This window comes from Riemerella anatipestifer ATCC 11845 = DSM 15868, assembly GCF_000252855.1.
Classification (GTDB): domain Bacteria; phylum Bacteroidota; class Bacteroidia; order Flavobacteriales; family Weeksellaceae; genus Riemerella; species Riemerella anatipestifera.
This window is the reverse complement of sequence record NC_017045.1, coordinates 1837513-1861948: the sequence shown is the minus strand read 5'-3', so window position 1 is coordinate 1861948 and position 24436 is coordinate 1837513. Positions and strand designations below refer to the sequence as shown.

Here is a 24436-nt window from a genome sequence, read left to right as displayed (position 1 = left end):
TTAAAACATATTAGATATGCCTTTTCAAAATAAATTCCCGCTCCATTTACCTGGAGAAAAATCAACTGAAAACCAAAACATAAGCCTCGTTGCGACCGATGTAAAACAGAAGGACACTACCTTAGGCTACTATGTTTCTGAGAACGGAAAATTAGAATTAAAAGCTAAAAAAGAGTACAATACCCAAGATTTTGGGCTTTTTAGTGATATTCTAAACCTTTTCTTAGAAGAGTATGGTTTAAGCAAACCCTCTAGAATTTCTATAGCAGTACCAGGTCCTGTTTTAAATGGCAAATGCACTACCGAAAACCTTCCTTTTGATTTAGATATAGAACTCATTAGAAGTAGAACCGAAGTAGAACACATTACGCTTATCAACGACTTAGAAGCAATGGCCTACGGACTTAAAGGTACGGAAGATAAAGACTTCTGCACCCTACACAAGAACAGCAGCACTACTAAAGGTAATGTAGCTATTTTAGCTCCTGGGAGAGGTTTAGGCGAAGCAGGTATGTTCTGGGACGGAGAATGTTTACGCCCTTTTGCAACCGAAGGTGGGCACTCCGAATTTTCTCCTAGAGCAGAAGACGAACTAGAGCTTTATCGTTTTTTAAAGGCGATACACGGCATCGTAAGTTGGGAGTCAGTGTTATCTCATGAGGGATTATTCAATGTGTATCGTTTTGTAAGAGATATGAGACGACAAGAAGAACCAGAATGGCTTACACAAAAACTAGAGAAAGGGGACTGCCACGAAGTCATCATAGATGCGGCACTCAATGGCGAAAACAGAGCTTGTGCTTTAACCGTAGAGGCGTATGTTGATTTCATTGCTAGAGAAGCGAGTAACCTCGTTCTAAAACTAAAAGCAACAGGAGGGCTTATTTTAGCAGGAAGCCTTGCGGTAAAGATAGAAGCACTACTCAAAATGCCAAGTTTCTACCAAACTTTTGTGATTAGCGACAAAATGGAAAACATCTTAAAAAGTACCCCTATCTATCTTCTAAAGAATGAGAACGCCATTCTTACAGGAGCGGCTTACTACGGTGCTTTTGGAAAACACTAGAATAAATAACATCAAGTAATATAAAAGCACAGAACTTTCGTTTTGTGCTTTTATGTTTTGGCGATGAGATATATTAATCACAATAGAAGTTTTGAAAAAATAATTAACTTTAGGCAACTAAATAGATAACTATGGAAAAACCTTTACTACCGAATGTTTACACACTGAAACACAAGTTCTTTTGGGGAGCCTTCCTTAACATTGCAAGGCATAATGCTTTTATCACCATCTGCCATATCAACGAACAGTTGGGGCTTAAGACCCCTTCAAATGATGACAAAATCGTAGATGTTGTCTGTGAGACATGGAATAACATACTCAACAACGACCACGATTTACTCAAAAAGAGCCAACTAACGGAACTTATCCTAAAACACTTCCCGTTCCTGACGGCAATGTGCTACCACCCTCCTAAAAAAGAGGGAAAAAAGAAGGGGCACCAAAAAGAGCAGCAGAAAGAGAAAGAAAGCGAAGCCCAATCTCAAGCCGAGGCTCTTAATCCAAGCAAATTGATTGAGGCGTTGGAAATCCTTGTAAATCAACTCCACAGTCTTAGGAACTACTATAGCCACTACAAACACAAAAAACCCGATGCAGAAAAAGATATTTTTAAACATCTTTACAAAGCCTTTGATGCTTCTTTACGAATGGTAAAAGAGGACTACAAAGCCCACTTTACCGTCAACCTCACTCGGGACTTTGCCCATCTAAACAGAAAAGGTAAAAACAAGCAAGACAACCCTGACTTCAACCGCTACCGCTTCGAAAAAGACGGCTTTTTTACAGAATCAGGGCTATTGTTTTTCACTAATCTATTTTTGGATAAACGCGATGCCTACTGGATGCTGAAAAAAGTCAGTGGTTTTAAAGCCAGTCATAAACAAAGAGAAAAAATGACCACCGAAGTGTTTTGCAGAAGCCGCATACTCCTTCCTAAATTAAGGTTAGAGAGCCGATACGACCATAACCAAATGCTCTTGGATATGCTTTCTGAACTGAGCCGTTGCCCTAAACTGCTCTATGAAAAACTCTCCGAAGAGAATAAAAAACATTTTCAGGTAGAAGCTGATGGCTTTTTGGACGAAATTGAGGAAGAACAAAACCCTTTTAAAGATACCTTGATCAGACATCAAGACCGTTTCCCTTATTTTGCTCTACGCTATTTAGACCTCAATGAGTCTTTTAAGTCCATAAGGTTTCAAGTGGATTTAGGCACTTACCATTACTGTATTTACGACAAGAAAATAGGCGATGAACAAGAGAAACGCCACCTGACCCGAACCCTATTGAGCTTCGGTAGGCTACAAGATTTCACAGAGATAAATCGTCCTCAAGAGTGGAAGGCTCTCACCAAAGACCTTGACTATAAAGAGACTTCCAATCAGCCATTTATTAGTAAAACCACTCCGCACTACCACATTACCGATAACAAAATCGGCTTCCGCTTAGGAACTTCTAAAGAGTTGTACCCTTCGTTGGAGATAAAAGACGGTGCCAACCGCATAGCCAAATATCCCTATAATTCCGGTTTTGTAGCTCATGCTTTTATCAGTGTCCACGAATTGTTACCTCTGATGTTCTACCAGCATTTAACTGGTAAATCGGAAGACTTGTTGAAGGAAACCGTTAGACATATCCAAAGGATTTACAAAGACTTTGAAGAAGAACGCATCAACACGATTGAAGATTTAGAAAAAGCCAACCAAGGTCGCCTTCCTTTAGGCGCCTTTCCAAAACAAATGTTGGGCTTACTGCAAAATAAACAACCCGACCTTTCGGAAAAAGCCAAAATCAAAATAGAAAAACTAATAGCCGAAACCAAGCTGCTCTCCCACCGCCTCAACACCAAACTAAAAAGCTCTCCAAAGCTCGGAAAGAGACGAGAAAAGCTCATCAAGACAGGCGTATTGGCTGATTGGCTGGTGAAAGACTTTATGCGATTTCAGCCTGTGGCTTACGATGCTCAAAACCAACCTATAAAGAGCAGTAAAGCCAACAGCACGGAATTTTGGTTTATCCGAAGAGCATTAGCCTTGTACGGAGGCGAAAAGAACAGACTAGAAGGCTACTTTAAGCAAACCAACCTCATCGGAAATACCAACCCGCACCCGTTCCTAAATAAATTCAATTGGAAAGCGTGTAGGAATCTGGTGGACTTTTACCAACAGTATCTGGAACAAAGAGAAAAATTCTTAGAAGCTATCAAAAACCAACCTTGGGAGCCGTACCAGTACTGCCTACTTCTTAAAATACCGAAAGAGAATAGAAAAAATCTGGTTAAAGGTTGGGAACAAGGGGGCATTAGTCTGCCAAGAGGGCTGTTTACCGAAGCGATTAGAGAGACCCTTTCGGAAGACCTCATGCTATCCAAACCTATTAGAAAGGAGATTAAAAAACACGGCAGAGTAGGCTTTATCTCCAGAGCCATTACACTGTACTTTAAGGAAAAGTACCAAGACAAGCACCAGAGTTTTTACAACCTTTCGTACAAGTTAGAAGCCAAGGCACCGCTGCTAAAGAGGGAAGAACACTACGAATATTGGCAACAGAACAAACCCCAAAGCCCTACGGAGTCTCAGAGGCTGGAGTTGCATACTTCTGACCGATGGAAAGACTACCTCCTCTACAAACGCTGGCAACATTTGGAGAAGAAACTTAGGCTCTACAGAAACCAAGATGTTATGCTTTGGCTGATGACCTTAGAGCTGACAAAAAATCACTTTAAAGAACTGAATCTGAACTACCACCAGCTCAAATTAGAGAACTTGGCGGTCAATGTTCAGGAAGCAGACGCCAAGCTCAATCCGCTGAACCAAACCTTGCCTATGGTGTTGCCTGTAAAAGTCTATCCTGCCACTGCATTTGGGGAAGTACAATACCATAAAACACCGATAAGAACCGTCTATATCCGAGAAGAGCATACCAAAGCCCTTAAAATGGGGAACTTTAAAGCCTTGGTAAAAGACCGCCGTCTTAACGGTTTGTTTAGCTTTATCAAAGAGGAGAACGATACCCAAAAGCACCCGATTAGTCAGCTCAGATTAAGGCGGGAGTTGGAGATTTACCAATCGCTAAGGGTAGATGCCTTTAAAGAAACCCTGAGCTTGGAAGAGAAACTACTGAACAAACACACCAGTCTCTCCAGTTTAGAGAATGAGTTTCGTGCATTATTGGAAGAATGGAAGAAAGAGTATGCTGCTTCATCCATGGTTACGGACGAGCATATCGCCTTTATCGCCTCGGTACGCAATGCCTTCTGCCATAACCAATACCCTTTTTACAAGGAAGCCCTCCACGCTCCTATTCCGCTCTTTACGGTTGCCCAGCCAACCACCGAAGAAAAAGACGGCTTAGGCATTGCCGAAGCATTGCTAAAAGTCTTGCGTGAATATTGCGAAATTGTTAAATCTCAAATTTAGAATAGTATGTATTGGATATTAGAAGTTTTAAAAATAGTAACTCCTACCATTGCCGTCATTGTGTCTGCCATTGTATCTACCATTGTGTTGTCCCGTAAGATTAGGCAAGAGCTTAAGGGCAACATTGAACGCCAAAAGTACGAGGATATACTCCATGCCCATAAGCAGATGTACCGTCTGCTGGCGTATATGACCGACCAAGACAACCCCAAAAACCTCTTAAAATGGGAAGTTCCCAAAGGGCAAAAGGATAAAATTCATTATATTAACCGAGCCAATGCCCAAGCCTTTCTAAGGGAGCTCCCAGAACTATTTTATGGGGAGGGCTGTGGGCTCTTCTTATCTGAGGAAGTCACCAAAAAGTTTTTTGAGTACCGTAGTATCGTTCATAAGCTCCTACTTGCAGAGCAAAACAGCACCGAGGCGGAGTTCCGACTAAAAAACGAAGAGGCGGCTACCAGAATGAAGGTGCTGCATCATAAGTTGAGCCAAAGCATTAGGCAATGCCTAAAAATAGAACAACGCGATTTAAAAGCGTTGTAAAGAAAAGCGTTCTTTGAAACATCGAGATAAAACAAGCACCCAAAAAAGACAATACCCTATCATAACAATAATGCACAGCATTTGAAGGGTATTCACAACACCAATAAATACAGCTTATTTGCTCCTAAGTTGGGACTGCTCTCATTTTGAAGGGTATTCACAACCAACGGAATAAACATATTTTTCCGTTTGTGAGTTGGGACTGCTCTCATTTTGAAGGGTATTCACAACTAAAAAATAGAATAAGAAATATTCCTATCAGTTGGGACTGCTCTCAGTTTGAAGGGTATTCACAACCATTTCAGAGTTGCAGATTAAATTGGTTGAGTTGGGATTGCTCTCAGTTTGAAGGGTATTCACAACTTTAGCTTCATTCTCTGTACCTTTTAGAATGTTGGGACTGCTCTCAGTTTGAAGGGTATTCACAACAGATTACCACTTTCATCTACAAAGTTCTTAGTTGGGACTGCTCTCATTTTGAAGGGTATTCACAACAAAGGCTTATCGCCTCTATATTTTCAAAATGTTGGGACTGCTCTCATTTTGAAGGGTATTCACAACCTGTTGTTGTAAATATAATAGGTCCTATTGGTTGGGACTGCTCTCATTTTGAAGGGTATTCACAACCCTTTTCCTCATCACCTTCGTAGATGCAGAGTTGGGACTGCTCTCATTTTGAAGGGTATTCACAACTTCATTTATACTTCTAGGTAACTTAGTTAAGTTGGGACTGCTCTCACTTTGAAGGGTATTCACAACAAAGGAACGCTACTCGTTGTAGGAAGCACAGTTGGGACTGCTCTCACTTTGAAGGGTATTCACAACTAAGATTTCTGGATTTTCGTATATGTTGCTGTTGGGACTGCTCTCACTTTGAAGGGTATTCACAACTGCTTTGTTCTTCTCCTTCTTTTGTTGCCGGTTGGGACTGCTCTCACTTTGAAGGGTATTCACAACAGCCACAGCGTTTGATGGTTCTACTGCTATGTTGGGACTGCTCTCACTTTGAAGGGTATTCACAACAGATCATGAAAACATTCAATTCTACCTTCCGTTGGGACTGCTCTCATTTTAGCTCACAGCTTTGTTGTAGTTTCAGCGGAGTTCGTGAATGCATAGCATTTGAAGGGTATTCACAACGAGTTAAACAATGGCGTATTATTCGTCCAAGTTGGGACTGCTCTCATTTTAGCTCACAGCTTCGTTGTATTTTCAGCGGAGTTCGTGAATGCGTAACATTTGAAGGGTACTCACAACTTTTTTCACGAGTATCTGCTAAGTCTGATTGTTGGGACTGCTCTCAGTTTAGCTCACAACTTTGTTGTCGTTTTCAGCAGAGTTCGTGAATGCATAACATTTGAAGGGTATTCACAACTTTATTTTGGTATTTTAAGTTGTTGTGAGTGTTGGGACTGCTCTCAGTTTAGCTCACAAGCTTTGTTGTTGTTTCAGCGGAGTTCGTGAATGCGTAGCATTTGAAGGGTATTAACAACATATTAAGGCTACAGCACAAAACACAGAAAGTTGGGACTGCTCTCAGTTTAGCTCACAGCTTTGTTGTAAGTTTTCAGCGGAGTTCGTGAATGCGTAACATTTGAAGGGTACTCACAACCCGTTTAGTTTACCGTCATCTGCTAGGTCTGTTGGGACTACTCTCATTTTACTCACAGCTTCGTTATATTTTCAGCGGAGTTCGTGAATACTTAAGCATTTGAAGGGTATTCACAACGCCGATTAAGTCCAGCTAATCGCCCTCGAAGTTGGGACTGCTCTCATTTTACTCACGACTTTGTTGTTGTTTCAGCGGAGTTCGTGAATGCGTAACATTTGAAGGGTACTCACAACATTTCCTATACTTTCTTGCATTGCTGTTGTGTTGGGACTGCTCTCATTTTAGCTCACGCTTCGTTATATTTTCAGCGGAGTTTGTGAATGCATAAGCATTTGAAGGGTATTCACAACAATTTCTCATATCGTTATTATTTTACTAGTGTTGGGACTGCCATCATTCTGAAGGGTATTCACAACACCTAAGGGCATAAAAAAATCCCTGCTCTGTACGGTACAGAGCAGGGATTTTGCTTCCTATTTATTCTATTACAGAAAATACCTCACTTCCTTAGTACAGGCGAAGTCGGTTCCCTCGTACGAGGGAAGGCTCTTCTCCTTACCGAGAGAAGAGCCTTCGCCTTAGGCAGTGAAGTGTCTTCCTCTTATAAAGCGACCGCCCTTCCTTAGCATTAAGGAAGGGCGGTCTTTATTTAGAAGTGCCAAAAACACACTACACAATAGTAATAGGCGTGCTTAGTGTTTCGGTTCGGGGTTCTTTCAGTAAGGTAGTGCCTTTACTGCTTTGCGTGGTGATGCTGAGTTCATAGTTACCCGCTTCTAAATCTGTAGGAACGAGAATGAGTAACCTTGACGGCTCATTAAGGACAATATGCTCTGCTGAGAGTTTCACTTCTTGCTGAGTGTCTAAGTTTTTAAAGACAATACCGTTTTTAGGGTTGTCCCCATCTATTTTAATGTAAGTACCTTTGATTTCGGCATTCTTGCCTTTGGTGAGTGTACCATCTGCTTTGCCTGTGGCTTTGTCGGTAATGCTGAACACACTCATTGGGCTGGACTGCTCGCCTAGGATTTCTACCTTGGTATCGTTGGCAGCTTTTCTTAGGTCGGTGCCTTGATTGACATTGACATATACGGAGTGCTTCTCCTTATCCCAAGTCTTGTCGTAAAATACGCCCTTAATGGCAGGACGCATATACACCAGCCCTGTATTTACACTATAGCCGTTGAGTACCAACTCTGAGGCTTTGCGGTTAAAGCGAGTGATAATATCTACCGCCGTTTCGGTTTGTATCTCCATACCCTCTTTTTTGAGGGCATCTATGATTTCTGTGATGCCGAGGCTACCACCTAGAAGTGGCACGGCTACAAAATCGTTAGGGTCGTCTTTGGTGAGTAGGTTGGGACGCAACCATGCTTTTAAAGTGTTCATAATATATAAGTTTTGAAATTTTTAGGGACGGCCTATAAATTCTATAATAAAGGCTTTTACATTGGCTCTGTCAATTACATTATCTGGATTTGCAGGAATATCATTCCATGGATGTAAAGAAGTATAGCCATTATAGGTTTTGGTGAACCCTATATCTTTAGGCCATGTATGGACAAAACCTTCATTACCGGCATCATTATTTGGTTCCACACCACCTCCTACTTCTCCAGTATTAAACCAATTCGATTTTCTTACAGCAGAAGTACCACCCGAAGCATAGTCATGAAAAGGTTGCTCTCCCGTAATCCATTTCATTTCCGGATTGGGTTGTAATGCCGAACCGGCATACCAGCTGTATTTTACCATACCTATCCAAGCCCCTACTGTATTGAATGTGGTATTATTATTTAAAAGTCCCATTTCAACAATTTTCCATTCTTCATCACTTGTAAACGTTGCTAAATACCCTCCTAAGTTTTTAGCCATATTATAAGCCTCATACCATGTGATATTATTAGGCGATATATAAGTAGTGTAGGAGTGATAGTTACCATACGGATCTATATAATTTAATAAATGGGGACCTTTTGTAGCAGTCTTACCGTTATAAGTCACACTACTTGCCGCTGTATATACTGTTTTAGTAGGGTCAGGAAAATATCCTAGTACATTAGGGTCAATTGTAGAAGTTACACTAATATTCTGTACTTGGTTTATTATTTTCCAACTGGCTTTTCCAGTTGCATCTGACACCAAAACTTTATTCTCACCTTGGGTACCGTCTGCTATTCTTACCCCTCCAGCCACATCTAGCTTAGTAGTTGGGGCATCAGTACCAATCCCTATATTCCCTGCTCCCTTAAATACTAGATTATTAGCCTCTAGAGTTACCGTTCTGTTACCTGCTAGAGTGCCATCTGCGGTGTAGAGATTAGTAGATACCCCTCCGTCACTACTCAATCTTACCCATTCCCCATTAGCAACACTGCCTGTAGGAAAAGTTTGGTTAGGGTTTTTAAAATAGTAGAACCCTGGGCTTACACTCACTTGTTTGCCACCTTTACCGGTATTAGATACCGTAAGCCCTGTTCCCGAGTTATACACCACCATACCATCAAAGTAGTTAGAAAACTTACCTGGGTCAATTGAGGAGAGTTTAAATTCCCAAGTGGTTAGATTGGTAGTAGGAAAATACAACCCCTTTCCTAGAGTATTAGAAAATTGGTTAAAGTAGGAAGCGTCCATAAAGGGATTTTCTCCTCCTATAGTATTAGCAGATTGATTTTGAACTTGAATTTGGGCATTAGCTGTAAAAAAAGCTAATAGCCCTAGTAAAATGATTTTGTTCATAACGATATAGTTTAAGATAATTTTAGGCTAGTAGCTACCGCCGATAAGGTACCAAATAGCACTATTTTCATCGTTTGGATCTTGTAATCCTGCCATGAGGATATGGGCTTTGCCAGAAGCCAAAGCGTTAACATTCTTAGGCTGATTGGTTCCAGAGTAAGCTAATGCAGTATTGTGCTGATTGTTTACAGAAATTATTTTACCTATATATTTTTTAGGGTCTGGAAGGGCTATTTGCTGGTCTCCAGTTTGTGCTAAAGCAAAAGTATTAGGCACGCTCCATTCTGCAATATTAGCATGTGCTACTTCTCTAATATTACCAGTAATAGATTGTAGCGTAGCTCCTCCTGTGCTACTAGTAGCTTCTGCTCCCAACTTTACCCAAACCCCTCCTTTAAAGAAGTAAAAGCCCGTAGCATCTACATTAGCCGTGGTGCCCGAAGCAGTACCATCTGCCACAGAGCTAATGTAAAGCAAAGTAGATTCTGCTACACCAGTCCCCATGTTGGCAGCCCTCAAACGGCTGACCCTAGGAATTAGCACCCCTTCTACAGTAGAAGCTGTGCTTAGACTGTTAGCCGTATTCGGTTTTATTTCCAAAGTGGCTTTGGGCTGAGATTCATTGATGCCTACTTTACCGTCATACTGACCATAAGCCATTAAACCTAAACCTAAAAAGGCACATACACTTAATTTTGTAGTCTTTGTTTTCATAATATTTAATTTAAAATTGTTGATATTTAATTGTTTAAGATTATAGAGGTTAGAGATTGGATTTTAGAGGTTGGAGGTTCGGTTTAAAGGTTGATGAGGCTGTACTAAGTTCTAAACTCTCATATCTCACCTCTAACCTAAAAAAACGCCTCCCCCCTCTCAACACACACAAAACGAGGAGGAAGGCTAAAACAGAAAGAGCGTAACGCTCCCCCTGAACACTAAAAGCACCCAACAAGAACGACCATGTTATGAGACAAAACAATGGTGCTTTTAGCAAGTATGTATGAAAGCTAAAATTAGAATGGTGTAAACGAAAAAAGCCCCCAACAAAAGTTGGCGGAACGGTATTTTGGTTTAACGGTAAAAGTCTAAAGAATTTTCTAAATAGTCGGACGCATACCCACGAAACTATCTGTGTGTGTGTGTGTGTGTGTGTTTACACAATTATTTGGAACTACCAAATAATTGGGGCACTTTTTTACACTTGTTTGTATGTTACTGATATTGCGTGTCATAAAACTAGGGCAAACTTATAACCTTTTGCAGAAGTGTGCAAGTTTTTGCAAAAGTTTTTGGTCTTAGCCTAAACCTCTTCCCTTATTTTGCCACTTAAAAACCCACTAGGTTTCGGTATTTTTGCGTATTTTTGGAGTAAATTCTGAAAACAGTAGCAATGAGATACATCCAGCTAGGAGACATTCCACAAAAAAGACACACCGTTTTTAAATCTAAAGAAGGGCAGTTCTATTACGAACAGCTTTTTGGTACAGAAGGGTTTCATGGGATAGCTTCTTTATTATACCATATCCACAGACCCACTCAAATTAAATCTATAGGAGCTCCTAAAGATGTATCGCCCAAAATAGCGGTAGAGAAAAACATTACCCCTAGAATGTTTAAGGGGATGAATGTAACTCCCGAAAAAGATTTCCTAGACAGTAGAAAGGTATTACTCCTTAATAACGACCTTAAAATGGGACTTGCCAAGCCCCAACAGTCTATGGACTATTTCTACAAAAATGCAGAGTGCGATGAGCTGTTGTTTGTGCATCAAGGTAAAGGGGTTCTTAAAACCTTTGTAGGGAATTTAGATTTTTCCGTAGGCGACTATCTTATTATCCCTAGAGGGACGATTTACCAAATCTCTTTTGAAACAGAAGACACGGTACTCTTCTTTTTAGAAAGCCACTCCCCTATCTATACGCCTAAACGCTACCGCAATGAGTTTGGGCAGTTGCTAGAGCATTCGCCGTTCTGCGAGAGAGACATCATAGCCCCTACTTTTGTACCACCTATAGATGAAAAGGGAGATTTCCTTATTAAAGTAAAGAAAGAAAATCACATCACCGATTTTATCTATGCCACACACCCATTTGATGTGGTAGGTTGGGACGGCTATTTTTATCCGTATAAGTTCAACATCAAAAACTTTGAGCCTATCACGGGGCGTATCCACCAGCCGCCACCAGTACATCAGAACTTTGAAGGGCATAACTTTGTGGTTTGCTCTTTTGTGGCAAGGCTTTACGACTACCACCCAGACGCCATACCTGCTCCTTACAACCACTCTAACATCGATAGCGATGAGGTACTCTTCTACACCGAAGGCGACTTTATGAGTAGAAACCATATTGATTTAATGGATTTCACCCTACACCCAGGCGGTATTGTACATGGGCCTCACCCTGGAGCTATGGAGCGAAGCATAGGTAAAAAATCCACCGAAGAGTACGCTGTAATGGTGGACCCATTCCGTCCGCTTAAGATTACAGAGGAAGCCATTAAAGTAGAAGACACCAGCTACAAAACCAGTTGGCTAGAAGATGAAAATAACTAAAGTTTAAACTAAAAATATAATATACAATGCATCATTATGTATCAGCCGAAGAGGCTATATCTATCGTTAAAAGTGGCGACCGTGTATTTTTGCACGGTAGTGCCTGTACCCCCAATGTTCTTATAGATGAAATGGCAAGACAAGCCGATAGACTTAGAAATGTAGAGGTGGTTTCCATCACCCAACAAGGGAATATGGAGATTGCAAAGCCACAGTACAAAGACAGCTTCTACATTAAGTCTTTATTCGTATCTACGCCAGTAAGAGAAGCGGTAAACTGCGGGAGAGGAGATTTTGTTCCTGTGTTCTTGAGTGAAATTCCGTTGTTGTTCAAAAATAAGGTGCTTCCGCTAGATGTGGCTATCGTTACGGTATCACCTCCTGATGTGCACGGCTACTGTACTTTAGGGACTTCTATAGATGTGGCTAGAAGTGCCATAGATAGTGCCAAGAGCATTATTGCAGTGGTAAACCCTAAAATGCCAAGAACCCACGGAGATGGTATGATACATGTACAAAGGATAGACAAAATGATTTGGCACGAAGAGGAGCTTTTAACCATAGACTATGGCTCTAAAGTAACCGATGTAGAACGCCAAATAGGAAAGAATGTTGCCGAGCTTATAGACGACAGATCTACCCTACAAATGGGGATAGGTACTATACCAGATGCGGTATTACAGTGCCTTGCCAACCATAAAGATTTAGGGATACACACAGAAATGTTGAGTGATGGGGTAATAGATTTAATTAAGAATGATGTCATCAATAACAAATACAAAGGAGCTCACGAGAACCGCACCATTACAAGTTTCTGCTTCGGTACTAAAAGATTGTATGACTTCATCAATGACAACCCGTCTATTGCGTTCCTAGATGTATTAAAGGTGAACCACCCTATCGAAATTATGAAGAACCAAAAAATGACGGCGATTAACTCTGCCATAGAGGTAGATTTAACAGGGCAAGTTTGTGCCGACTCTATTGGGACTTACCAATTCAGTGGTATTGGTGGACAGATGGACTTTATGAGAGGAGCCGCTCTAAGTGAAGGTGGTAAGCCTATCATCGCCATTTCTTCTCGTACTAAAAAAGGGGTGCCTAGAATTGTTCCTCTACTAAAACCAGGGGCTGGTGTGGTAACTACAAGAGGGCATATCCACTATGTGATTACAGAATATGGTACGGCGTACCTTTACGGAAAGAGCCTTAGAGAAAGAGCTAAAGCGCTTATAGAAATTGCTCACCCTGATGATAGAGAGATGTTAGATAAAGCAGCATTTGAAAGATTCAAAGTAGAGCTGTAATAAACTCCGTTAAGAAACGATACTAAAGCCTTCCCCACAAGACAAGGGAAGGCTTTTTATTATGAAAGCATTACCCCAATTTTCTAAATGGAGATTTGTCATTTTTAAACCCTCCTAGAATGAAACCTTTTTTTTATCTTTGCACCTAAACAGCATATTATACAATGGAAAAACAAACTATAAAAGATATTTTATCAAACTATAAAACTATTCTTCATCACGACATTACCATAGAAGGTTGGGTAAGAGCATTCCGTTCAAACAGGTTTATTGCTCTTAATGACGGTTCTACGCTTAACAACCTCCAGATCGTAGTAGATTTTGAGAAGTTTGATGATGAGATTATTAAAAATATCCACACCGCTTCATCGCTAAAAGTAACAGGCGAAGTGGTAGAAAGCCAAGGGGCGGGGCAGTCGGTAGAGATTATTGCTAAAAAAATAGAATTACTAGGAGAAAACCTATCCGAAGAATTACAATCTACCATACTTCAGCCTAAAAGACACACTCTAGAAAAGCTAAGAGAACAAGCACACCTTCGTTTCAGAACTAATCTGTTTGGTGCGGTGTTCCGTGTGAGAAGTGCCGTGAGTTTTGCCATTCACCAATTCTTTAACCAAAACCAGTTTTTCTACATCAATACGCCTATCATTACAGGGGCTGATGCCGAAGGTGCTGGAGAAATGTTTGGAGTGAGCAACTTTGACCTTAATAAGGTTCCTAAAAACGAAGACGGAGAGGTAGATTATACACAAGATTTCTTTGGTAAGAAAACGAATCTTACCGTATCTGGACAGCTAGAAGCCGAGACTGCAGCAATGGGGCTTGGGAGAGTCTATACTTTTGGACCTACATTCCGTGCAGAAAACTCTAATACTACAAGACACTTAGCCGAATTCTGGATGGTAGAGCCTGAAGTGGCTTTCAATAATTTAGAAGACAACATAGATTTAGCAGAATCTTTCTTAAAGTATGTTATCCAGTATGTACTAGACCATTGTAAAGATGATTTAGAGCTACTAGACAAACGCTTTGCTGAAGAGCAAAAACAAAAACCTGAAAAGGATAGAGCGAAAGAAGGTCTAATAGAAAAACTAGAAAATGTAGTAAAAAAACGCTTTAAGCGTGTAAGCTATACAGAAGCGATAGAAATACTACTCAATTCTAAAGACAATAAAAAAGGAAAATTCCAGTTCCCTGTGGAAAAATGGGGAGCAGACCTCCAGTCGGAGCACGAGCGTTATCTCGTAGAGAAACATTTTGAATGTCCTGTGGTTTTATTTGATTACCCTAAAGAAATCAAAGCCTTTTATATGCGTCTTAACGAAGACCAAAAAACAGTGGCGGCAATGGACGTGCTTTTCCCTGGTATTGGAGAAATCATTGGAGGTTCACAGAGAGAAGAGCGTCTAGAAGTTCTAAAACAAAAAATGGCAGACATGAATGTAGATGAACACGAATTATGGTGGTATCTAGATACTAGAAAATTCGGTTCTGTACCTCACGCTGGGTTTGGTTTAGGACTAGAAAGATTGGTGCTGTTTGTAACTGGAATGACGAACATTCGTGATGTAATCCCATTCCCTAGAACACCTAAAAACGCTGAATTTTAATCATGCTAAAGCAAAATTTACAACTCAAACTAGGGCAGAAACTCGCGCCTCAACAAATACAGCTGATGAAACTGATACAGCTGCACACTCTTGATTTTGAAGAAGAGTTAGAAAGAGAGCTAGAGGAAAACCCTGCCTTGGAAAAGGTAGAAGAAGAAGCCGATTATGGAGAAGAATTCTCAGAATTAGACAAACTAAACGATGAGGATTCTGATAGCATAGAAACAGATTTTGATGTAAATGAATACTTGTTTGACGATGAACCGTCTTACAAAACAGCGTCTAGCAACTACTCTCCTGATGATGAAGAGTTTGACCAACAAAGTGTACTCACCGAAGGACAAACCATCTATGACTATCTGATAGAGCAAATCAGACTAAGACACATCTCTGGAGAAGAGTTGGCAATCGCCGAATATCTTATTGGGAACTTAGATAATGATGGATACATTCGTAGAGAGCTTAAAGCTATCGTAGATGATTTAGCTTTCTCGCAAGGAATTTATACCACGGAAGAAAGAGTGGAAGAAATTCTCCTTAACAGAGTACAAAAACTTGACCCTCCAGGAGTAGGTGCTAGAGATTTACAGGAGTGTTTGCTATTACAAATCCGTTCTAAACTGCAAACCGCACCTAACAAAAACACAGAACTCGCAGAGGAAATTCTTAAAACTCAGTTTGAAGCACTTACCAATAAGCATTACAAAAAAATAATGCAAAGGCTAGACTGCTCAGAGGAAGAATTAAAAGAAGCCTTAGACGAAATCAGTAATCTTTCACCTCGTTTGGGTGGTAACTTTGATACACAAACCATTACCATCAACCAAGAGATTATTCCTGATTTCACTATTCAGGTTAAAGATAATAAAGTAACTCCTCTACTCAATAGCAAAAATGCACCACAACTAAGGGTTTCTAGTGAGTATCGTGATATTTTAGACACTTATTCTCACGATAAAGAGTCTAAAGACCACAAACAAGCGGCACTATTCATCAAACAAAAACTAGATGCAGCTAAGTGGTACATAGATGCCATCAACCAAAGGCAAAATACTTTAATGCAAACCATTTCTGCTATTGTAAAACTACAACACGAGTATTTCTTAACGGGTGATGACAAATCCTTAAAACCAATGATTTTAAAAGATGTTGCAGACATTACAGGATTTGATATTTCTACCATTTCTAGAGTAGTCAAGAGTAAATATGCAGATACGCCAAACGGCATTGTACTACTTAAAGATTTGTTCTCTGACAGCCTAACCAACGAAGATGGTGAGGAAGTTTCTACCAAAGAAATTAAAACGTTCTTACAAGAAGTAGTAGATAACGAGAACAAAAGAAAACCCTATACTGATGATGCTTTAGTTAAAATTCTTAAAGACAAAGGCTACAACATTGCTAGAAGAACCATAGCCAAATACAGAGACCAGCTAAATATCCCTGTAGCAAGATTAAGAAAAGAACTATAAACCACATACAATCATCCTCTTAGCATACCACTAAGAGGATTTTTATTATGTATCCAATAGTTTATATTTTTTTGCTTATATTCGCAAACGAAAATAAAGGGGTGCTGTAATAGGCTGAGATTATACCCAATGAACCTAGAACAGGTAATGCTGTTTAGGGAAATTTCTCCCACGATTTGGGAGTATCGTATAATTATATAACCCCTTTTATTCCAACTAAATTTTAACCTAAAAAATTTAATTAAGAATGAAAGGATTTGTTTTTTATGGACTTTTCGCAAGTTCCGTAGTTGGGGCACAGCAAACCCCAAAAGACTCTACAAAGACCACAGAAGTGGCAGAAGTAACTTTTACCAAAAGGCTTCCTATCTCCAAAGACATCATCAATGTAGAAAAAGAATTGGGTGCTAAAAACTTGGGACAAGATTTACCTATTTTATTAAAGAATCAAATGTCTGTAGTTTCTACCTCCGATGCAGGTAATGGTGTAGGCTATACAGGTTTTAGAATTAGAGGTACGGCAGGCACTTCTGTAAATGTGATGATGAACGGCGTCCCATACAACGATTCTGAATCTCAAGGAACTTTTTTCGTTAATGTTCCAGACCTTACCAGCTCAGCCTCACAAATTGTGATACAAAGAGGAGTGGGTACTTCTTCTAACGGTGCGGCGGCATTTGGAGCTAGTGTTAATATCATTTCAAGAGAGCCAGAAGAACATTTTTATCTTCGTTCAGACAACAGCTATGGTTCATTTAACACCTACAAATATTCAGCGGAAATAGGCTCTGGTAAATTTTGGAACAACAGGCTTTCCGTTATGGGGAGATATACCACGATACATTCAGACGGTTACATAGACCGAGCATTTTCAGATTTAAGCTCTTATAATTTCACAGCTCTTTTTGAAGAAGGAAAAACTAGATTAAGGCTTAAAATGTTTGGTGGAAAAGAACAAACTTACCATGCATGGAACGGCATCAATGCGAAGACGATGCAAGAAAACCGAAGGTATAATCCCTCTGGAGCCATATATAGCAAAGATTGGAGTCAAATAATCGGATACTATGACAATGAAACCGATAACTATCAACAAAACCACTACCAATTACTTTGGCAACAGAAATTTAACTCCAATTGGAATTTAGAAACTACACTACACTACACTAAAGGAGCAGGCTATTACGAAAATTATAGACAAGACAATAAGTTCTCTAGGTATAACCTTCCTAACATTTCCATCAACGGCAATGAAATCAGCCGAACCGATTTCATCAGAAAAAAATGGCTAGATAACGATTTTTATGGTATTGTATCTAATCTTTACGGTTCATTAGATAACCTAGACTTAAACTTCGGGTTGGTAGGAAATCAATACTACGGTTGGCACTTTGGTAATGTTACAGGCGTACAATTTACCAATATACACGAACACGAATATTACCGCAATCGTTCCTTGAAAAACGAAGTTTCAGGATTTGCTAAAGCCATTTTTAAACTCAATCAGTGGGAGATATTTGGAGATTTGCAACTAAGAAATATTGAATATGATACCAAAATCCTCACAGGGAAAGAAGATGGGTTAAACTTTAATAAAAACTGGTTATTCTTCAATCCAAAAGCAGGAATCAACTATCGTATTCCGAAAGGAAAAGTATTTCTTTCCTATGCCGTTGCTAATAGAGAGCCAAACAGAGCGGCACTTGTAAATAATCCTCAAACTGTATCAGAACGCCTCAATGACTGGGAATTTGGTATAGAAAAACAATGGGGTAGTTTTTCCCTCACCACCAATGCCTACTATATGCTTTATAAAAACCAGTTGGTACTTTCAGGGCTCATCAATGATGTAGGTGCATTTATACCACAAAATGTAAAGAACAGCTATCGTTTAGGTCTAGAAATAGGCACTTCCACTCGAATTACAGAACAGCTCCACTTAACCGCTAATGCAACCATCAGTAGAAATAAAATTAAAGAACTAGACTCACAAAACGAAAAAGGAGAAAAAGTAGTTTTAAAAGACACAGATATTTCATTCTCTCCAAATATTATAGGAAATATCGGTTTAAATTACCAACTTAGTCCACAGTTTTTAGTAGGACTTACTCAACAATATATAGGGAAACAATACCTAGATAATACACAAAACATAAATTATAGTTTATCTGATTATTACCTAGCTGATGTAAATGTAAAATATAACTTAAAACTCAACAGAACCAATATAGATTTTAGCTTACTTGTAAATAACTTATTTAATAGGAAATACGCTAACAATGGTTATGTTTGGGCACCAGATGCCTACTTCTTCCCACAAGCGGGTACTAATTTTATGTTCGGAATGAACATTAAATTTCAGTAAGATTACATAATCCGCTAACAATTACAACTCGCTCCATTATTCTGTGGAGTGAGTTTTTTTTGGCGTGTCCCTTTGCCAATTCTAAAGCCTCTTCTAGGGTCGGTCTACGGGCAGTCGCTATCTTACAAAGCCCACACCTATCCCTTACACCTTTGTAAGATGAGCTCCAACAATGCCCTTCGCCCTCACGCAACGGCATTCATAATACAAATTTCAATCGCTTAGTTCCAACTCTTTTAAACTTTCAGAAAACACTGCGAGAAGTTATCCTATCTCTCGCACCGTTTTAATCAAAACGGTGCAAGGAGTTTTATAATCCTACGCCGATGTGTTGCTTTACCATACAACACTCCGTTGTCTTAGGCTACGCCGAGGTGGCGTCTGATAAGACAACACTCCTCCTTCCTGAACACTCCAAACAAAAAAAGCCTCTAGCATTACTGCTAGAGGCTTTTCAAAAATAAAAACTGGCGGCGACCTACTCTCCCACTTTCGTAGTACCATCGGCGCTGGTGGGCTTAACTTCTGTGTTCGGAATGGGAACAGGTGAGCCCCACCGCTAAAACCACCCTAAAGTTCTTTATATAAAAATTAGTGTGTCCTAATTCTTTTTATCGGTAATTTTCATCACAAAGACAAAACCTTGCTCGCACTTATAAGGCTTATTTAACATAACCCATTAGGCTATAAATCTACGGGTAATTAGTACTACTCGGCTATGCTGTTACCAACTTTACACCTGTAGCCTATCAACGTGGTCATCTCCCACGACCCTTAAAAGATGTCTCATCTTGAGGCAGGTTTCGCACTTATATGCCTTCAGTGCTTATCCTTACCAAACTTAGCTACTCTGCGGTGCGCCTGGCGGCACAACAGATACACCAGAGGTTTGTTCAAATCGGTCCTCTCGTACTAGATTCAAGCCCTCTCAAACATCTAACGCCCGCAATAGATAGAGACCGAACTGTCTCACGACGTTCTGAACCCAGCTCGCGTGCCACTTTAATGGGCGAACAGCCCAACCCTTGGGACCTTCTCCAGCCCCAGGATGTGACGAGCCGACATCGAGGTGCCGAACCTCCCCGTCGATGTGAGCTCTTGGGGGAGACTAGCCTGTTATCCCCGGAGTACCTTTTATCCTATGAGCGATGGCCCTTCCATACGGAACCACCGGATCACTATGTCCTGCTTTCGCACCTGATCGACTTGTTGGTCTCACAGTCAAGCACCCTTATGCCATTACACTCTACGCACGGTTACCAAGCGTGCTGAGGGTACCTTTGAAAGCCTCCGTTACTCTTTTGGAGGCGACCACCCCAGTCAAACTACCCACCACGCAATGTCCTCGTTTCCGAGTTAGGCTCTAAGTAAACAAAGGGTGGTATTTCAACAACGGCTCCACCAACACTAGCGTGCCAGCTTCATAGCCTCCCACCTATCCTACACATTGTTTACTCAAAGTCAATACGAAGTTATAGTAAAGGTTCACAGGGTCTTTTCGTCCCATTGCGGGTAATCGGCATCTTCACCGATACTACAATTTCACCGAGCTCGTGGCTGAGACAGTGCCCAGATCGTTACACCATTCGTGCAGGTCGGAACTTACCCGACAAGGAATTTCGCTACCTTAGGACCGTTATAGTTACGGCCGCCGTTTACTGGGGCTTCAGTTAATGCCTTCGCTTACGCTAAGCACCTTCCTTAACCTTCCAGCACCGGGCAGGTGTCAGACCCTATACAGCATCTTTCGATTTAGCAGAGTCCTGTGTTTTTGATAAACAGTCGCCTGGGCCTCTTCACTGCGGCCAACATTTCTGTTGGCGTCTCTTCTTCCGAAGTTACGAGACTATTTTGCCTAGTTCCTTAGCCACGACTCACTCGAGCACCTTAGGATTCTCTCCTCGACTACCTGTGTCGGTTTTGGTACGGGTTGCTTCACTTCGGCTTTTCTTGGAACTGCTTTCCCTACAACAACTTCGCCCGTAGGCTAGGTCTCAACTATTCCGTCAGTCTTCAGTAAGTACGGCAATCCGTCCCCTTTTTAGTGTGAGCAAGTATGGGAATATTAACCCATTGTCCATCCACTTCCCCTTTCGGGTACGCGTTAGGTCCCGACTAACCCTCAGCTGATTAGCATGGCTGAGGAAACCTTAGTCTTTCGGTGAGGGGGGGTCTCGCCCCCTTTATCGTTACTTATGCCTACATTTTCTTTTCTATAAGCTCCACAATACCTCGCGATACTGCTTCTGCGCCGATAGAATGCTCTCCTACCGATGTATTAATACATCCCATAGCTTCGGTAATATGCTTATGCCCGATTATTATCCATGCCGGACCGCTCGACTAGTGAGCTGTTACGCACTCTTTAAATGAATGGCTGCTTCCAAGCCAACATCCTAGCTGTCAATGCAGTCCAACCGCGTTATTTCAACTTAGCATATATTTAGGGACCTTAGCTGTTGGTCCGGGTTCTTTCCCTCTCGGACATGGACCTTAGCACCCATGCCCTCACTGCTGATGAACATTTATTAGCATTCGGAGTTTGTCAGGAATTGGTAGGCGGTGAAACCCCCGCATCCAATCAGTAGCTCTACCTCTAATAAACTTAACATCAACGCTGCACCTAAATGCATTTCGGAGAGTACGAGCTATCTCCCAGTTTGATTGGCCTTTCACCCCTACCCACAGGTCATCCGAAGACTTTTCAACGTCAACCGGTTCGGTCCTCCACTTTGTGTTACCAAAGCTTCAACCTGCCCATGGGTAGATCACAAGGTTTCGCGTCTAATCCTACTAACTATTCGCCCTATTCAGACTCGCTTTCGCTTCGGCTCCGTAACTTAATTACTTAACCTCGCTAGTAAAATTAACTCGTAGGCTCATTATGCAAAAGGCACGCCGTCACAGCAATAAGCTGCTCCGACCGCTTGTAGGCGTACGGTTTCAGGTTCTCTTTCACCCTTCTATTCGAAGTGCTTTTCACCTTTCCTTCACAGTACTTGTTCACTATCGGTCTTTCAGGAGTATTTAGCCTTGGAGGATGGTCCCCCCATATTCAGACAGGATTTCACGTGTCCCGCCCTACTCTTGTATCATCTAAATATGCCTTTCATGTACGGGGCTATCACCCTCTATGGCCACTCTTTCCAAAGTGTTCTATTAAACATATATAAACTTTTGGGCTAATCCGCTTTCGCTCGCCACTACTTACGGAATCTCTTCGATTTCTTTTCCTCCGGGTACTTAGATGTTTCAGTTCTCCGGGTTTGCTCTGCTTGCGCAGTAATACATCTTCAATGTATTGGGTTGCCCCATTCGGATATCTACGGATCAATTCGTGTGTGCCAATCCCCGTAGCTTTTCGCAGCTTACCACGTCCTTCGTCGCCTCTGAAAGCCTAGGCATCCGCCATACGCCCTTAACGATTTCTTTCCTAATATTTTTGGTTACTCAAGCACTTATAAGTGCTCGGTTTTCTCTTTGTGATGTCTTTTACCGTTAATGTCAATGTGCTTTACGCTCGCTAAATATTTAATGAACTGATGTTGTATTTGGCTCCATCCGTCACTTTTAAATTAAATATCTAACCCTTGTGGAGAATAAGGGAGTCGAACCCTTGACCTCCTGCGTGCAAGGCAGGCGCTCTAGCCAGCTGAGCTAATTCCCCCTCTATCTTAAATTAGTAGTCTCGGGCAGGCTCGAACTGCCGACCTCTACATTATCAGTGTAGCGCTCTAACCAGCTGAGCTACGAGACTGTCTTAGATGTCAGAGTTTAGATTGTTAGAATTTAGACTTGCATCCTTTTTCTAACTTCCAACTTCTAGTTTCTAATCTCTTTCTTATCCCTGATACTAATCTTAGGGGTTATTTCTTTTATATACCAACCAGTAAAAAAACCAAAGCTACTTTAAGTAAGCTTTCTTAATTTTGTTTATACTCCAAACGAGTCTCTAAAATGAGATGTTCCAGCCGCACCTTCCGGTACGGCTACCTTGTTACGACTTAGCCCTAGTTACTAGTTTTACCCTAGGCAGCTCCTTTTACGGTCACCGACTTCAGGTACCCCCAGCTTCCATGGCTTGACGGGCGGTGTGTACAAGGCCCGGGAACGTATTCACCGCGCCATGGCTGATGCGCGATTACTAGCGATTCCAGCTTCATAGAGTCGAGTTGCAGACTCCAATCCGAACTGAGACCGGCTTTCGAGATTTGCATCACTTCGCAGTGTAGCTGCCCTCTGTACCGGCCATTGTATCACGTGTGTGGCCCAAGGCGTAAGGGCCGTGATGATTTGACGTCATCCCCACCTTCCTCTCTACTTGCGTAGGCAGTCTCACTAGAGTCCCCAACTTAATGATGGCAACTAGTGACAGGGGTTGCGCTCGTTGCAGGACTTAACCTAACACCTCACGGCACGAGCTGACGACAACCATGCAGCACCTTGAAAATTGTCCGAAGAAAACCGTATTTCTACAGCTATCAATTCCCATTTAAGCCTTGGTAAGGTTCCTCGCGTATCATCGAATTAAACCACATGATCCACCGCTTGTGCGGGCCCCCGTCAATTCCTTTGAGTTTCAACCTTGCGGTCGTACTCCCCAGGTGGCTAACTTATCACTTTCGCTTAGTCTCTGAACCATATAGCCCAAAAACGAGTTAGCATCGTTTACGGCGTGGACTACCAGGGTATCTAATCCTGTTCGCTCCCCACGCTTTCGTCCCTCAGCGTCAGTTATAACTTGGTAACCTGCCTTCGCAATCGGTGTTCTGAGTAATATCTATGCATTTCACCGCTACACTACTCATTCCAGCTACCTCAACTATACTCAAGACTAGCAGTATCAACGGCAGTTCTACAGTTAAGCTGTAGGCTTTCACCACTGACTTACTAGCCCGCCTGCGGACCCTTTAAACCCAATAAATCCGGATAACGCTTGCACCCTCCGTATTACCGCGGCTGCTGGCACGGAGTTAGCCGGTGCTTATTCGTACAGTACCTTCAGCTACCCTCACGAGAGTAGGTTTATCCCTGTACAAAAGAAGTTTACAACCCATAGGGCCGTCGTCCTTCACGCGGGATGGCTGGATCAGGCTTGCACCCATTGTCCAATATTCCTCACTGCTGCCTCCCGTAGGAGTCTGGTCCGTGTCTCAGTACCAGTGTGGGGGATCACCCTCTCAGGCCCCCTAAAGATCATTGACTTGGTGAGCCGTTACCTCACCAACTATCTAATCTTGCGCGTGCCCATCTCTATCCGCCGGAGCTTTCAATACTAATTGATGCCAATCAGTATATTATGAGGTATTAATCTTCCTTTCGAAAGGCTATCCCTCAGATAAAGGCAGGTTGCACACGTGTTCCGCACCCGTACGCCGCTCTCAAGTATCCGAAGACACTCTACCGCTCGGCTTGCATGTGTTAGGCCTCCCGCTAGCGTTCATCCTGAGCCAGGATCAAACTCTCCATTGTATGTTTTTCCTGTCTCACTCAAAGTTTTGTTACGCTTTGGTTTTTTCCTTACTTGGTTGTTATAGTATCTTTCAATGTTCTCTATTCTTCTCGCTAAACCTCTCACTGATCATCTCAGTTCCGATTTGCGAGCGCAAAAGTAAAAAGTTTTTTTTAATTGACCAAATGTTTTTGAAAAAATTTTAATTATTTTTTTCAACACCAATAAACACCCCTCGCAACACTCCTCCTTATTCTTAAGGCTTATTACTATTAAGTATTTAATCTATCAATC

General features: G+C 41.4%; 13 protein-coding genes, 2 tRNA genes, 3 rRNA genes and 1 CRISPR repeat array. Of the genes, 9 read left to right on the top strand and 9 right to left on the bottom strand.

Annotated elements, in window-relative coordinates; translation table 11 throughout:
* The first annotated feature begins 16 nt into the window (after positions 1-16).
* From RA0C_RS08860 to RA0C_RS10390, 4 genes are all read left to right on the top strand, one after another.
* Entirely contained in the window at positions 17-1066 is a 1050-nt protein-coding gene (locus RA0C_RS08860; RefSeq protein ID WP_004919753.1) for a glucokinase, read from the top strand.
* A 131-nt stretch (positions 1067-1197) separates the two neighbouring features.
* Positions 1198-4485: a type VI-B CRISPR-associated RNA-guided ribonuclease Cas13b gene (gene cas13b, locus RA0C_RS08855; RefSeq protein ID WP_004919755.1), complete on the top strand. Its 3288-nt coding sequence runs from the start codon at positions 1198-1200 to the stop codon at positions 4483-4485.
* A 6-nt stretch (positions 4486-4491) separates the two neighbouring features.
* The gene (gene csx28, locus RA0C_RS08850; RefSeq protein ID WP_004919758.1) at positions 4492-5028 is read left to right on the top strand and encodes a type VI-B CRISPR accessory protein Csx28; all 537 of its coding nucleotides are present in this window, start codon (positions 4492-4494) and stop codon (positions 5026-5028) included.
* A gap of 128 nt (positions 5029-5156) precedes the next feature.
* A CRISPR array of direct repeats spans positions 5157-6051; the repeat unit is 36 nt; unit sequence GTTGGGACTGCTCTCATTTTGAAGGGTATTCACAAC.
* Between the two features lie 5 nt (positions 6052-6056).
* Positions 6057-6374 carry a hypothetical protein gene (locus tag RA0C_RS10390; protein ID WP_081107616.1) on the top strand — a complete coding sequence of 106 codons (318 nt, stop codon included), beginning with the start codon at positions 6057-6059 and terminating at the stop codon, positions 6372-6374.
* A gap of 935 nt (positions 6375-7309) precedes the next feature.
* Here RA0C_RS10390 and RA0C_RS08845 read toward each other — a convergent pair.
* Genes RA0C_RS08845 through RA0C_RS08835 form a run of 3 tightly spaced genes read right to left on the bottom strand, consistent with a single transcriptional unit; the run spans position 7310 to position 10093 of the window.
* Positions 7310-8029, bottom strand: a complete 720-nt coding sequence (locus tag RA0C_RS08845) for a DNA-binding domain-containing protein (protein WP_004919760.1) — start codon at positions 8027-8029, stop codon at positions 7310-7312.
* A gap of 21 nt (positions 8030-8050) precedes the next feature.
* Positions 8051-9379, bottom strand: coding sequence for a C-type lectin-like domain-containing protein (locus tag RA0C_RS08840; protein ID WP_004919765.1), 1329 nt, complete (start codon positions 9377-9379; stop codon positions 8051-8053).
* 27 nt (positions 9380-9406) lie between these two features.
* Complete coding sequence (locus RA0C_RS08835; protein ID WP_004919767.1) at positions 9407-10093, bottom strand: hypothetical protein; 687 nt, start codon at positions 10091-10093, stop codon at positions 9407-9409.
* Positions 10094-10769: 676 nt separating this feature from the next.
* On the opposite strand from RA0C_RS08835, the gene RA0C_RS08830 reads away from it, so the two are divergent.
* The 5 genes from RA0C_RS08830 (at position 10770) to RA0C_RS08810 (ending at position 18690) form a co-directional block, all read left to right on the top strand.
* Positions 10770-11933: a homogentisate 1,2-dioxygenase gene (locus RA0C_RS08830; protein WP_004919772.1), complete on the top strand. Its 1164-nt coding sequence runs from the start codon at positions 10770-10772 to the stop codon at positions 11931-11933.
* A 26-nt stretch (positions 11934-11959) separates the two neighbouring features.
* Positions 11960-13240: an acetyl-CoA hydrolase/transferase family protein gene (locus RA0C_RS08825; protein ID WP_004919774.1), complete on the top strand. Its 1281-nt coding sequence runs from the start codon at positions 11960-11962 to the stop codon at positions 13238-13240.
* 164 nt (positions 13241-13404) lie between these two features.
* Positions 13405-14853, top strand: a complete 1449-nt coding sequence (gene asnS, locus RA0C_RS08820; protein WP_004919778.1) for an asparagine--tRNA ligase — start codon at positions 13405-13407, stop codon at positions 14851-14853.
* 2 nt (positions 14854-14855) lie between these two features.
* Positions 14856-16325: an RNA polymerase factor sigma-54 gene (gene rpoN, locus RA0C_RS08815; RefSeq protein ID WP_004919780.1), complete on the top strand. Its 1470-nt coding sequence runs from the start codon at positions 14856-14858 to the stop codon at positions 16323-16325.
* A gap of 247 nt (positions 16326-16572) precedes the next feature.
* The gene (locus RA0C_RS08810) at positions 16573-18690 is read left to right on the top strand and encodes a TonB-dependent receptor (protein WP_004919782.1); all 2118 of its coding nucleotides are present in this window, start codon (positions 16573-16575) and stop codon (positions 18688-18690) included.
* On the opposite strand, the gene RA0C_RS08805 is transcribed toward RA0C_RS08810, so the two are convergent.
* The 6 genes from RA0C_RS08805 to RA0C_RS08780 all read right to left on the bottom strand — a co-directional run bounded on the left by RA0C_RS08805 (position 18677) and on the right by RA0C_RS08780 (position 24162).
* Positions 18677-18889 (bottom strand): hypothetical protein, encoded by a 213-nt coding sequence (locus tag RA0C_RS08805; RefSeq protein ID WP_014615042.1) that lies wholly within the window; start codon positions 18887-18889, stop codon positions 18677-18679. The two genes, RA0C_RS08810 and RA0C_RS08805, sit on opposite strands and share 14 nt — an antisense overlap.
* A 266-nt stretch (positions 18890-19155) precedes the next feature.
* Positions 19156-19263, bottom strand: a 5S ribosomal RNA gene (gene rrf / locus RA0C_RS08800).
* A 109-nt stretch (positions 19264-19372) separates the two neighbouring features.
* Positions 19373-22122: ribosomal RNA gene (locus RA0C_RS08795) — 23S ribosomal RNA — on the bottom strand.
* Positions 22123-22283: 161 nt separating this feature from the next.
* Positions 22284-22357 (bottom strand) — tRNA-Ala (locus tag RA0C_RS08790).
* Positions 22358-22373: 16 nt separating this feature from the next.
* Positions 22374-22447 (bottom strand) — tRNA-Ile (locus RA0C_RS08785).
* A gap of 198 nt (positions 22448-22645) precedes the next feature.
* Positions 22646-24162 (bottom strand): 16S ribosomal RNA (locus RA0C_RS08780).
* Together the 16S, 23S and 5S rRNA genes with 2 tRNA genes alongside form the textbook arrangement of a ribosomal RNA operon.
* Positions 24163-24436: the final 274 nt, after the last annotated feature.

Coding starts and splice junctions, on each gene's coding strand:
- RA0C_RS08860 (WP_004919753.1), top strand. CDS start 17: ATGCCTTTTCAAAATAAATTCCCGCTCCATTTACCTGGAGAAAAATCA.
- cas13b (WP_004919755.1), top strand. CDS start 1,198: ATGGAAAAACCTTTACTACCGAATGTTTACACACTGAAACACAAGTTC.
- csx28 (WP_004919758.1), top strand. CDS start 4,492: ATGTATTGGATATTAGAAGTTTTAAAAATAGTAACTCCTACCATTGCC.
- RA0C_RS10390 (WP_081107616.1), top strand. CDS start 6,057: ATGAAAACATTCAATTCTACCTTCCGTTGGGACTGCTCTCATTTTAGC.
- RA0C_RS08845 (WP_004919760.1), bottom strand. CDS start 8,029: ATGAACACTTTAAAAGCATGGTTGCGTCCCAACCTACTCACCAAAGAC.
- RA0C_RS08840 (WP_004919765.1), bottom strand. CDS start 9,379: ATGAACAAAATCATTTTACTAGGGCTATTAGCTTTTTTTACAGCTAAT.
- RA0C_RS08835 (WP_004919767.1), bottom strand. CDS start 10,093: ATGAAAACAAAGACTACAAAATTAAGTGTATGTGCCTTTTTAGGTTTA.
- RA0C_RS08830 (WP_004919772.1), top strand. CDS start 10,770: ATGAGATACATCCAGCTAGGAGACATTCCACAAAAAAGACACACCGTT.
- RA0C_RS08825 (WP_004919774.1), top strand. CDS start 11,960: ATGCATCATTATGTATCAGCCGAAGAGGCTATATCTATCGTTAAAAGT.
- asnS (WP_004919778.1), top strand. CDS start 13,405: ATGGAAAAACAAACTATAAAAGATATTTTATCAAACTATAAAACTATT.
- rpoN (WP_004919780.1), top strand. CDS start 14,856: ATGCTAAAGCAAAATTTACAACTCAAACTAGGGCAGAAACTCGCGCCT.
- RA0C_RS08810 (WP_004919782.1), top strand. CDS start 16,573: ATGAAAGGATTTGTTTTTTATGGACTTTTCGCAAGTTCCGTAGTTGGG.
- RA0C_RS08805 (WP_014615042.1), bottom strand. CDS start 18,889: ATGCCGTTGCGTGAGGGCGAAGGGCATTGTTGGAGCTCATCTTACAAA.